The organism is Streptomyces sp. NPDC050433 (genome assembly GCF_044458565.1).
In the GTDB taxonomy this organism is placed as follows: Bacteria; Actinomycetota; Actinomycetes; order Streptomycetales; family Streptomycetaceae; genus Streptomyces.
Window position 1 is genome coordinate 1 of sequence record NZ_JBITIB010000027.1, and the last position, 11,447, is coordinate 11,447.

The following is an 11,447-nucleotide window of genomic DNA, read 5'->3' on the forward strand; positions in this document are numbered from 1 at the left end:
ACAGCCATCTGGCACAACCGCCGCACCAGAACACCGATCACCCGGTCACTGACCGCCTACGACCACTGACCAGCACATCGGACTTACTCATCTAGGGCTTGACAGACCGGTAGTAGCGCAGCGCGCCCTCGTGCAGGTTCAGCGGATCGGTGTAGATCGCCGTCCGCAGATCCACGAGCTGGGCCGGGTGGACCTTCTTGCCGATCCGGTCACGGCTCTTGATCACGGTGCGGGTGAAACCCTCGGTCAGTTCGGCGTCGATCCGGTCGGTGGTGACCAGCAGATTCGCGACGGCCACCGTCGGCACCGCCGTACCGTCCTGCGCCTCCTTGTACGCGTCCGCCGGCATCACCGCTGAGCGGTAGTAACGGGTGGCCACCCGCGCCGTGGCGTGCAGCTTGTCGACGAGGGCGTCGTCCAGCGGCACCAGCTTGATGTCGAAGCGTTCCGACAACTGCTGTACGGAGGCGGTGGGCAGCCCGCCCGACCAGAAGAAGGCGTCGAGGTCGCCCGACTCCAGACGGCCGGGCATCGTGTCGATGCCCGCCGAGACCGCCGTGACGTCCTTCTTGGGATGCAGCCCGGCGGCGGACAGCAGCCCGTCGGCTATCAGCCGCACGCCCGAGCCCTCCTGGCCCACGCCCACACGCTTGCCGCGCAGGTCTCTCGCGGAGTCGATGCCCGAGTCCTTCGCCGCGATCAGCTGTACGTAGTCGTCGTAGAGCCGTGCGCAGCCGCGCAGCCGGTCGGCGCCGGGACCGTTGTCCCGCCGGTACTTCGCGACGGCGTCGGCCGTGGCGATGGTGAAGTCGGCCTTACCCGTGGCCACACGTGCGATGTTCTCCTGCGAGCCCTCGCTCGTCAGCAGCCCTATGGACACGTTGGGCAGATCCTTGGCGAGATCCTCCTTGAGAAGGTCCCCGTAGCGCTGGTAGACCCCGCTCGTCACACCCGTACTGAACTTGACGGAGCCACTCGGCTCCCGCTCCCCGAACGGCACCAGCCACCACGACAGCAACCCGGCCACCACCAGGGCGGCCACGCCTCCTACGAAGGCGGTGCGACGGCTCATACGGGGCGGAAGGGGGAACATGCGGTGATCCTGCCAGCTCACTCGCCGTGATGGCCAGGCCTTGCCAGCCCCGTCCTGAGCGCCAGGGCCGGGTACGGGAATGGCCCGGAACGACGGTTCCGGGCCATCCACCCGGCCCTCAGGCCGGTCCCGCGACAAGGGCACTGCGCCCCGGTCCACGTCCTTCGCAGGTCCGAGGACCGGGTCGACCAGCGCCTCAGACCTCCCCAGGCCCGGCGCTGGGCGCAGCCCAGAGGCTGTACCCACGACTTCCGCGGCCAAACCACCCAGAACACAGCTGACTTGATCCGGCCGGGCAGCCAAGGGGTCGCCATCAGGCGCGGTCCTCCCTCGCCCGGCTGCGCGCGCAGTGGTTGTCGCATCTCTCGGAGGACTCCTTGATGTCCCGCACGGACGCCTCGCCGTCGTGCACGCGGCCGAGCAGCCGGCAGTAGCCGAACCGGTCCATCCCCGGTGTGAAGCCCACCAGGACCTCCGCCTTCGCGTCCGGGGCGGGCGCGAAGGCGTGCGGCGTGTGCGGCGGTACGGCGGTACGGCGACGAAGTCGCCCTTCTCCAGAGTCAGTACCTCCTCGCCGACCAGCACCTGGAGCGTGATCACGCTGCCGGGGGCGTCGGCCACGGCCTCGGCGGCGCCGCCACGGTGCACCCGCCCTTCGACTCCACTGGCCGGGCCACCTCGGGCACCCCCTTACCCTTGACGGGTGACCAGTAGCAGTGACCGGGCCGGAACAGTGGACGACGTGGGCGTTGACCGGACCTACGAGGTGCGCACCTACGGGTGCCAGATGAACGTCCACGACTCGGAGCGATTGTCCGGACTGCTGGAGGACGCGGGCTACGTGCGCGCTCCCGAAGGCGCCGACGGCGACGCCGACGTCGTGGTCTTCAACACCTGCGCCGTACGCGAGAACGCCGACAACAAGCTGTACGGCAACCTCGGCCGGCTCGCCCCGATGAAGACCCGGCGTCCCGGCATGCAGATCGCCGTCGGCGGCTGCCTCGCCCAGAAGGACCGCGACACCATCGTCAAGAAGGCGCCCTGGGTCGACGTCGTCTTCGGTACGCACAACATCGGCAAGCTCCCCGTCCTGCTGGAGCGCGCCCGCGTACAGGACGAGGCGCAGATCGAGATCGCCGAGTCGCTGGAGGCGTTTCCCTCCACGCTGCCCACGCGCCGCGAGTCCGCCTACGCCGCGTGGGTCTCCATCTCCGTCGGCTGCAACAACACCTGCACTTTCTGCATCGTCCCGGCGCTGCGCGGCAAGGAGAAGGACCGCCGCCCCGGCGACATCCTCGCCGAGGTCGAGGCGCTCGTCGCCGAAGGCGTCTCCGAGATCACGCTGCTCGGCCAGAACGTCAACGCGTACGGCTCCGACATCGGCGACCGCGAGGCCTTCTCCAAGCTCCTGCGGGCCTGCGGGAAGATCGAGGGCCTGGAGCGCGTCCGCTTCACCTCGCCGCACCCGCGCGACTTCACGGACGACGTCATCGCCGCGATGGCCGAGACGCCCAATGTCATGCCGCAGCTCCACATGCCGCTCCAGTCCGGCTCGGACACCGTCCTGAAGGCGATGCGCCGCTCGTACCGGCAGGAGCGTTTCCTCGGGATCATCGACAAGGTGCGCGCGGCCATCCCGCACGCCGCCATCTCCACCGACATCATCGTGGGCTTCCCCGGCGAGACCGAGGAGGACTTCCAGCAGACGCTGCACACGGTGCGCGAGGCCCGCTTCGCGAACGCCTTCACCTTCCAGTACTCCAAGCGCCCCGGAACGCCCGCCGCCGACATGGACGGGCAGATTCCCAAGGAGGTCGTGCAGGAGCGCTACCTGCGCCTCGTCGCACTCCAGGAGGAGATCTCCTGGGACGAGAACAAGACGCAGGTCGGCCGCACCCTTGAGGTCATGGTCGCCGAAGGCGAGGGACGCAAGGACGGTGCCACCCACCGGCTCTCGGGCCGCGCGCCCGACAACCGGCTTGTGCACTTCACCGCGCCCGACCAGGAGGTGCGGCCCGGCGACGTGGTGACCGTCGACATCACGTACGCGGCTCCGCACCATCTGCTCGCCGAGGGGCCGACGACTCGGGTACGCCGTACCCGCGCCGGTGACGCGTGGGAGAGGCGCAACGCGGCCCCGCCCGAGCCCACCGGCGTGCTGCTCGGCCTGCCCTCGATCGGCGCCCCGCCGCCCCTGCCGGCGGCGACGGGCGGCTGCTCGGCGATGTGACGGCGCCGGCCGGTCGTTCCTCAGCCGTGACCTAGTCTGCGCAGCATGCTCGTATCCGCGGCCGTGTGCCCCTGCCCGCCCCTGCTCGTCCCCGCCGTGGCCGCCGGCGCCGCACCGGAACTCGACGCCGCGCGGGACGCCTGCGCCGACGCGCTGGGCGTGCTCGCCGCCGCCCGGCCCGCCCGGCTGATCGTCGTCGGGCCGTCGGCGGGTCCACAGGACCTGGAGCCGTACCCGCAGGGTGCGCACGGCTCGTTCCGGGGCTACGGGGTGGATGTCGGCGTCACGCTCGGCGGGACGCCGGCGGGGCCCGGAGACCGCGGTGGACGATCCGGCGACGAACTGCCGGCCTCGCTCGCCGTCGCCGCCTGGCTGCTCGCTCACGTCGCCTGGTCCGCCTCACCGATCCAAGGCCTCGGCGTCCGGGAACCGCTCGCCCGCGAGCGGTGTATCGAAACCGGCAGGGACCTCACGGCGCCGGACGAGCGGGTGGCACTTCTGGTGATGGGCGATGCCAGCGCGTGCCGCACCCTCAAGGCGCCCGGCTATCTCGACGAGCGCGCCGCCGCGTTCGACGCCGAGGTCGCACGGGCGCTGGCCACGGCGGACGTCACGGCGCTCGCCGCGCTGGACGAGACGCTGGCCACCGACCTGAAGGCGGCAGGCCGCTCCTGCTGGCAGGTCCTCGCGGGGGCGGCCGAGGGGACGAGCCTGAACGGCAGCCTGCTCTACGAGGACGCTCCGTACGGCGTGGGCTACCTCGTGGCGACCTGGTCGTAGGGGGCCGCCCTCCACGCTTCAGTGACGGCGACGGCCGCGAAGCCCTTCTCAGAGCTTCGCGGCCGTAGCCGTCACTGACGGGACTCGTCGCTCGCCCGGCAGCCGCAGTCGCGCGGCTGCCGCGGTTCAGCCGTGCCTCAGGAGGCCGGGGGCGGGGGAGACGAGGAGGGCGGGGTGCCGGTGTCGCCGGTGTCGCCGCCCTTGTGGGACATCCGCTCCAGAGCGCCCTTGGCCTTTCCGGTCCCGGACTCGATCTTGTCGCTGTACTTGCCCTTGGTCTTCTGGTCGACCGTCTTCGCGGCCTTGTCCAGACCCTCGCCGATCTTTCCCCCGTGCTGCTGCGCGAGGTCGGAGACCTTGTCCCTGGCAGGGGACAGCTTCGCCTTCAATGAGTCCTTGAAGCTCATGGGGCACCTTCCCTCGGCCCGTTGGGGCCATCGGCTCTCTGCCGGTTACTTGCGGGCGCCTTCGCCGGCTTCGTTGTCGGCCGCCTCGTCGACGGTCTGCTGCTTCGGGATGTCAACGCTCTCCGCGACGGTCGTACCGCCGTCGGCGTTGCTTCCGCCTCCCGCCGCAGCAACCGCATCCCGGTCGTTGTCAGGTGCCGCCTCGGCCGCCCCTGAGGTGCCGTCCGCGGTGGCTCCGGCCGCCGCTGAAGCCGACCGGGCCTCCTCGGCCGTCCGCTTGGACTTCCGACGAAGCCGTGCAAAAACGCCCATTTCTGCTCCATATCGTACTCGTGTGGGCGAAATTCCGCGTCGCCCGGAGCGTCCCGCTGCGTCGCCCGGCGGCACCGGCCCGAAAACCGGCAGGCGGAATCTCGCAACGGCCAACGACCCCGGACGAGGGCCGTCACGTAACTCGTTCGGGAAGCGGCCACAGGGTTTGCGAGACTGGGGCCGTGAGAAGCGCAGCGCCAGCACCCAGGGTCATCGCCGTCGTCGGCCCCACCGCGGCCGGCAAGTCCGACCTGGGCGTCCATCTCGCCCGGCAACTCGACGGTGAGGTCGTCAACGCCGACTCCATGCAGCTCTACCGAGGGATGGACATCGGAACCGCCAAGCTGACGACGGACGAGCGTCGCGGCGTCCCGCACCACCTCCTCGACATCTGGGACGTCACCGAGGCGGCCAATGTCGCCGAGTACCAGCGGCTGGCCAGGATCGAGATCGACCGGCTCCTCGCCGAAGGCCGTACACCCGTCCTCGTCGGCGGCTCCGGCCTCTACGTACGGGGCGCCATCGACGCCCTCGACTTCCCCGGCACCGACCCCGAGGTGCGCGCCCGCCTGGAGGACGAACTGAAGCTGCGTGGCTCCGGCGCCCTGCATGCCCGGCTGGCCGCCGCCGATCCGCCGGCCGGCCGCGCGATCCTCCCCAGCAACGGGCGCCGCATCGTCCGGGCGCTTGAGGTGTTCGAGATCACCGGGAAGCCGTTCACCGCCAGTCTGCCGGGGCATGACGCGGTGTACGAGACCGTGCAGATCGGCGTCGACGTGGAACGCCCCGAACTCGACGAGCGCATCGCGCTGCGCGTGGACCGTATGTGGGAGGCCGGCCTCGTGGACGAGGTACGCGAGTTGGAGGCGCGCGGCCTGCGCGAGGGCCGCACGGCCTCACGTGCGCTCGGTTACCAGCAGGTGCTGTCGGCCCTCGCGGGGGACTGCACCGAGGACCAGGCGCGCGGCGAGACCGTACGCGCCACCAAACGCTTCGCGCGCCGCCAGGACTCGTGGTTCCGCCGCGACCCGCGCGTGCACTGGCTGAGCGGCGCGGCCGACGACCGGGAGGAACTCCCGCACCTCGCGCTGATGTTGGTCGAACGAGCGGTCACAGCCTGATCACGTGATGGCATCGGGACGCTCAGGCCGTCAATCCGGTGCCCGGGGCCATGCCATCATCGAGCATCGATCGACCAGTGGAGTCCGAGTTGGGAGGGCGCGTGGCGATGGAGGCCGGCCCTCGCAACACGGATCAGGGGACACAGGATCCTCAGGATGAAGCCCCGCGGTTGAGTCCTGACGGACCCGACGAAGACGCGGCGACGCCCGAGGTGGAGGTCGAGCTGCGTCCGCAGCGGCGCCTGCGGATCTGGCAGCTCGCCCCCATCGTGATGCTCGCCGCCGTCGGCTCACTGATGTTCGCCTTCCCTCTCGCCTTCGGCACGGGCGACGGCGGCGCCGTCGTCGCCATGCTCGGCCTGCTGATCAGCTGCTGCGCCGCCGGCTGGGGCATGATGGCCGCCCGCCGCGTCGGCCACGCCTGGCCCGGTCTGCCGGCCCGTGGGTCGGGTGAGCGCCCGGACTGGCGGGTTCTCGCGCTGTACGTGGCCGGGGGCGCCGCCCTCGTCGCCCTCGCCGTCTGGCGGGTCGCCCGCCTCCGCTGACCGGGGCGGGCCGGGCCGCGCGCCTCCGTACGGAGGCCGCTCCGCGCCCCCCATGGCCTTCCGTGTTCGCGCTGTCGGTCCCACCTCGTACGATTGACGCGTGAGTACCTACCGGCCCGCCGCGCAGCCGCCTCCGATCCCGTTCCTCAAGGGCCACGGGACCGAGAACGACTTCGTGATCGTTCCCGACCCGGACAACGCCCTCGTTCTGTCCGCCCCCGCCGTCGCGAAGCTATGCGACCGCCGGGCCGGCATCGGTGGCGACGGGCTGCTGCGTGTCGTACGGTCCGCCGCGCATCCCGAGGCGCGGTCGATGGCAGACCGGGCCGAGTGGTTCATGGACTACCGGAACGCCGACGGATCCGTCGCCGAGATGTGCGGCAACGGGGCCCGGGTCTTCGCGCGGTATCTCCAGCGTGCCGGGCTCGTGGAGGCGGGTGACCTGGCCGTCGCCACCCGTGGCGGCGTGAAGAAGGCGCACATCGCCAAGGACTCCGAATCGGCTCCCGGAGCGATCACGATCCAGATGGGACGCGCCGTCCTTACCGAAGACGACGTCACCGTCGTTGTGGGGGACCGCGATTGGCCCGCGCGGAACGTCAACATGGGCAATCCGCACGCCGTCGCCTTCGTGGACGATCTCGACCACGCGGGGAATCTGTTCACCGCTCCGCCCGTCAGCCCCGCCTCGGTCTATCCGGACGGTGTGAACGTCGAGTTCGTCGTCGATCGCGGCCCGCGCCATGTCGCCATGCGGGTCCACGAACGCGGCTCCGGCGAGACGCGGTCCTGCGGTACGGGCGCGTGCGCCGTCGCCGTCGCGGCGGCCCGCAGGGACGGCGACGACCCCGCCGTGACCGGCGAGCCCGTCACGTACACCGTGGACCTGCCCGGCGGACGGCTTGTCATCACCGAACGTCCCGACGGTGAGATCGAGATGACGGGCCCGGCCGTCATCGTCGCCGAGGGACTGCTCGACGCGGAGTGGGCGGCGCTGCTCGCCACCCGCTGACGTCCCGCGCGCGCCGAATTCCGCAATCGCCGAAGTCCGCCCGCTGCGAGCGGCCGACACGCTCCGAAGTCCTCCGAAACCGCCCACAGGTTCCCTCGAATGGGTGATCCGCTTCACGCTGGGGGAGAGGTGGCCGGAGGCACGTGGTGGGGTCGGTAGCATCAAGCACCGGCCGGGAGGGCGCTCCTGCCCTTCCCACCGCCGGTCGACGCTGCCGGAGGTGCCCCATGAGCGCAGAGGCCACCAGCCCTGGTGCCCGGAGCCGCAGGCGCGGCCGTACCAGTATCGACCTCCGACGGCTGGGCAGGGCCGCGTTGCAGGGACCCGCGTCCAGGGACCGGCTGCCGGACGCGATCAGCCATGTCGCCGACGCCCACCGCGCGCACCACCCCGACGCCGACCTGCTCGTACTGGGCAAGGCGTATGTGCTGGCGGAGATTTCGCACCGCGGACAGTTCCGCAAGAGCGGCGAGCCGTACATCACGCATCCGCTCGCCGTCACTCTGATCCTCGCCGAACTCGGCGCCGAGACCACGACGTTGACGGCCTCGCTCCTCCACGACACCGTCGAGGACACCGACGTGACGCTCGATCAGGTCCGCGCGGAGTTCGGCGACGAGGTCTGCTATCTGGTCGACGGCGTGACGAAGCTGGAGAAGGTGGACTACGGCGCCGCCGCCGAGCCCGAGACCTTCCGCAAGATGCTGGTCGCCACCGGCAACGATGTCCGGGTGATGTCGATCAAGCTCGCCGACCGGCTGCACAACATGCGCACGCTCGGTGTGATGCGGCCGGAGAAGCAGGCCCGTATCGCCAAGGTCACCCACGACGTCCTCATCCCGCTCGCCGAACGGCTCGGCGTGCAGGCGCTCAAGACCGAGCTGGAGGACCTGGTCTTCGCGATCCTCCAGCCGGAGGAGTACGAGCGCACCCGCGCCGTCATCGCCGACAAAGGCGCCACGGGGCCAGGCCTGGACACCATCGCCGTGGACGTACGGCGGACGCTCCGCGAGGCCGACATCACCGCCGAAGTCGGCATCAGGCCACGGCACTTCGTCTCCGTGCACCGCGCCCGCCTGAAACGCGGCGAGATGCGCGGCACGGACTTCGGCCGCCTGCTCGTCCTCGTCGCGGAGGACGCCGACTGCTACGCCGTACTGGGGGAGTTGCACACCTGCTTCACACCGGTGATCTCCGAGTTCAAGGACTTCATCGCCGCCCCCAAGTACAACCTGTACCAGTCGCTGCACACGGCGGTCGCCGGCCCCGACGGGGCGGTCGTCGAAGTCCTCATCCGTACGCACCAGATGCACAAGGTCGCCGAGGCGGGTGTGGTCGCGCTGGGCAACCCGTACGCGCCCGTCGAGGGGGCCGAGCCGGCCGAGGGTGAGCGGGCCGACCCGACCAGGCCCGGCTGGCTCTCCCGCCTCCTGGAGTGGCAGGAGGCGGCCACGGACCCGGACACGTTCTGGACGACACTGCGCGCCGATCTCGCCCAGGACCGGGAGATCAGCGTCTTCCTCGCGGACGGCGGCATGTTGGGGCTGCCCGCCGGGGCGACGTGTGTGGACGCGGCGTACGCGCAGTACGGCGACGGGGCGCACGGTTGCATCGGAGCGCGCGTCAACGGCCGTCTGGCGACGCTGAGTACGGTCCTGACGGACGGCGACACGGTGCAACTCCTGCTGGCCCACGGCTCCGTGCCGGAGACCGTGACCGAGACCGACAGCGGGAGCGAGACCGGCCAGACGCACGACGCCGCTCCCGGGCCCTCCCCCGAGTGGCTGGACCACGCCCGTACGCCCGCCGCGCGGATCGCGATCGCGGGCTGGCTCGCCGCGAATCCGGAGAGCCTGAAGGTGCCCGCTGCCGCGCCTCGACCACCCGGCGCAGTCACGGCGGGACGGCGCGGCGTGGCCAATGTGGTCGTGGACGTGCCCGAGGCGACGGTGCGGCTCGCCGGCTGCTGCACGCCCGTACCGCCCGACGCCGTGACCGGCTTCACGGTCCGCGGCGGCGCCGTCACGGTGCACCGCGCGGAGTGCCCGGCCGTCGGCAGGATGACCGCGCTCGGCCGCTCGCCCGTCGCGGTGAGCTGGGGCGACGAGGCGGAGTGCCGGGTCACGCTGTACGCGGAGTCCTTCGGCCGGCCGCGGCTCCTCGCCGATCTCACCGAGGTCATCGCGACGGCGGGTGCGGCGATCGTGTCGGCCAACGTGGAGCCGCCGAGCGAGCAGCGGGTACGGCACACGTACACCCTTCAACTGCCCGACGCGGCAGGGCTGCCCGGCCTGATGCGTGCGATGCGGGACGTGCCGGGAGTGTTCGACGTACGTCGCGCGCAACACGAGACGGCCCCCTGAACAGACGCGTCGAAACGTCACGCCCCCCGTTCACGCCGGGTCCCCCCTTTCGGGTGGGCGTGAAGCGCGCCGCCCTCATACGTATGCCGCGCGCTGGTAGCGGTGGTCCATGCTGCTCACCTCCCGCCGGCTGCGCGCCGCCCTGCTGGCCACCGCCTCGGCCACCCTCGTCGCCGCGACGCTCCCCGCCCCCGCCCCAGGGCCGCTCGGTATCGGCGACCCGCTCTTCCCGCACCTGGGCAACCCCGGATACGACGTCCTCGCCTACGACATCGGCTTCACCTACCACGGCAAGAACACCAAGCCGCTCGACGCGGTCACCAGGATCGACGCCCGCGCGACCCGGCGCATGGACCGGATCAACCTCGACTTCACCCATGGAGTGGTCCGCTCCGTCGAGGTCGACGGCGCCCGCGCCGACTTCGCGACCGCCGGTGAAGACCTCGTGATCACGCCACGCGAGAGGGTCGAGGCCGGCTCACGCGTACGCGTCACCGTCACCCACACCAGCGACCCGAGAGGCGGGAAGGGCGGCTGGGTACGGACCACGGACGGCCTCGCGATGGCCAACCAGGCCGACGCCGCGCACCGCGTGTTCCCGAGCAACGACCACCCCGCCGACAAGGCCGCGTTCACCTTCCGGGTCACCGCGCCGAGCAAGCTGACGGTCGTCGCCAACGGACTGCGGGTGGCGAAGACCCGCCACGGCGCCACGACCAGCTGGACGTACCGCACGCGTCACCCCATGGCCACCGAACTGGCGCAGGTCTCCATCGGCGACTCGGCCGTGGTGCACCGGACGGGGCCGCACGGGCTGCCCGTACGCGACGTGGTCCCGGCGGCCGACCGCAAGAAGCTGGAGCCGTGGCTGGCGAAGACGCCGGGACAGCTGGAGTGGATGGAGCGGCAGGTCGGGCGGTATCCGTTCGAGACGTACGGCGTCCTGATCGCCGGCGCCGACACCGGCTTCGAACTGGAGACGCAGACGCTGTCGCTCTTCGAGCGGTCGCTGTTCACCCGGCCCGAGTACCCCGAGTGGTACGTCGATTCCGTCATGGTCCACGAGCTGGCGCACCAGTGGTTCGGCGACAGCGTCTCACCGCGCGCGTGGTCCGACCTGTGGCTCAACGAGGGGCATGCGAGCTGGTACGAGGCCATGTACGCGCAGGAGCACGCGGACAAGCCGCTGGAGAAGCGGATGCGTGAGGCGTACCGGCTGTCCGACGGCTGGCGCGCGGCGGGCGGCCCGCCGGCCGCGCCGGAGCCGCCTTCGCCCGGCGAGCAGATCAGCCTCTTCCGACCGATTGTGTACGACGGCAGCGCCCTGGTGCTCTACGCGCTGCGCCAGGAGATCGGCGAGGGGGAGTTCCGGCGGCTGGAGCGCGACTGGGTGCGCGACCACCGGGACGGGACGGCGAGCACGGCGGACTTCACACGGCTGGCGTCGGACATCGCGGGGCGTGACCTGTCCGACTTCTTCCGGGCGTGGCTGTACGGGCGCAAGACACCGGCCATGCCGGGTCACCCGGACTGGAAGTCCGAGGCGCCGAAGTAGGCGCGGGAAACCCGAATGACGGTCCCGGC

General features: G+C 71.3%; 11 protein-coding genes. 7 read left to right on the forward strand and 4 right to left on the reverse strand.

What is annotated here, in order from left to right; translation table 11 throughout:
* Positions 1 to 91: 91 nt before the first annotated feature.
* Together ACIBLA_RS28250 and ACIBLA_RS28255 are read right to left on the reverse strand one after the other, a co-directional pair.
* Positions 92 to 1,093 (reverse strand): TAXI family TRAP transporter solute-binding subunit, encoded by a 1,002-nt coding sequence (locus ACIBLA_RS28250; protein WP_399200270.1) that lies wholly within the window; start codon positions 1,091 to 1,093, stop codon positions 92 to 94.
* Positions 1,094 to 1,406: 313 nt separating this feature from the next.
* Positions 1,407 to 1,559 carry a hypothetical protein gene (locus tag ACIBLA_RS28255; RefSeq protein ID WP_399200272.1) on the reverse strand — a complete coding sequence of 51 codons (153 nt, stop codon included), beginning with the start codon at positions 1,557 to 1,559 and terminating at the stop codon, positions 1,407 to 1,409.
* 237 nt (positions 1,560 to 1,796) lie between these two features.
* On the opposite strand from ACIBLA_RS28255, the gene miaB reads away from it, so the two are divergent.
* Positions 1,797 to 3,323: a tRNA (N6-isopentenyl adenosine(37)-C2)-methylthiotransferase MiaB gene (gene miaB, locus ACIBLA_RS28260; protein WP_363243638.1), complete on the forward strand. Its 1,527-nt coding sequence runs from the start codon at positions 1,797 to 1,799 to the stop codon at positions 3,321 to 3,323.
* Between the two features lie 45 nt (positions 3,324 to 3,368).
* Positions 3,369 to 4,103 (forward strand): class III extradiol dioxygenase subunit B-like domain-containing protein, encoded by a 735-nt coding sequence (locus ACIBLA_RS28265; protein ID WP_399200273.1) that lies wholly within the window; start codon positions 3,369 to 3,371, stop codon positions 4,101 to 4,103.
* A gap of 137 nt (positions 4,104 to 4,240) precedes the next feature.
* On the opposite strand, the gene ACIBLA_RS28270 is transcribed toward ACIBLA_RS28265, so the two are convergent.
* Both ACIBLA_RS28270 and ACIBLA_RS28275 read right to left on the reverse strand, forming a co-directional pair.
* Entirely contained in the window at positions 4,241 to 4,510 is a 270-nt protein-coding gene (locus ACIBLA_RS28270) for an antitoxin (RefSeq protein WP_363243636.1), read from the reverse strand.
* Between the two features lie 45 nt (positions 4,511 to 4,555).
* Positions 4,556 to 4,822, reverse strand: coding sequence for a hypothetical protein (locus ACIBLA_RS28275; RefSeq protein ID WP_363243635.1), 267 nt, complete (start codon positions 4,820 to 4,822; stop codon positions 4,556 to 4,558).
* 182 nt (positions 4,823 to 5,004) lie between these two features.
* On the opposite strand from ACIBLA_RS28275, the gene miaA reads away from it, so the two are divergent.
* The 5 genes from miaA to ACIBLA_RS28300 all read left to right on the forward strand — a co-directional run bounded on the left by miaA (position 5,005) and on the right by ACIBLA_RS28300 (position 11,418).
* Positions 5,005 to 5,943 (forward strand): tRNA (adenosine(37)-N6)-dimethylallyltransferase MiaA, encoded by a 939-nt coding sequence (gene miaA / locus ACIBLA_RS28280; protein ID WP_399200274.1) that lies wholly within the window; start codon positions 5,005 to 5,007, stop codon positions 5,941 to 5,943.
* A 107-nt stretch (positions 5,944 to 6,050) separates the two neighbouring features.
* Entirely contained in the window at positions 6,051 to 6,488 is a 438-nt protein-coding gene (locus ACIBLA_RS28285; RefSeq protein WP_363243633.1) for a hypothetical protein, read from the forward strand.
* 100 nt (positions 6,489 to 6,588) lie between these two features.
* The gene (dapF, locus tag ACIBLA_RS28290; RefSeq protein ID WP_399200275.1) at positions 6,589 to 7,500 is read left to right on the forward strand and encodes a diaminopimelate epimerase; all 912 of its coding nucleotides are present in this window, start codon (positions 6,589 to 6,591) and stop codon (positions 7,498 to 7,500) included.
* 227 nt (positions 7,501 to 7,727) lie between these two features.
* Positions 7,728 to 9,863 (forward strand): RelA/SpoT family protein, encoded by a 2,136-nt coding sequence (locus ACIBLA_RS28295; protein WP_399200276.1) that lies wholly within the window; start codon positions 7,728 to 7,730, stop codon positions 9,861 to 9,863.
* Between the two features lie 109 nt (positions 9,864 to 9,972).
* A complete protein-coding gene (locus ACIBLA_RS28300) occupies positions 9,973 to 11,418 on the forward strand; it encodes a M1 family metallopeptidase (RefSeq protein ID WP_363243630.1) in 1,446 nt (481 codons plus the stop codon).
* The last annotated feature ends 29 nt before the right edge of the window (positions 11,419 to 11,447 follow it).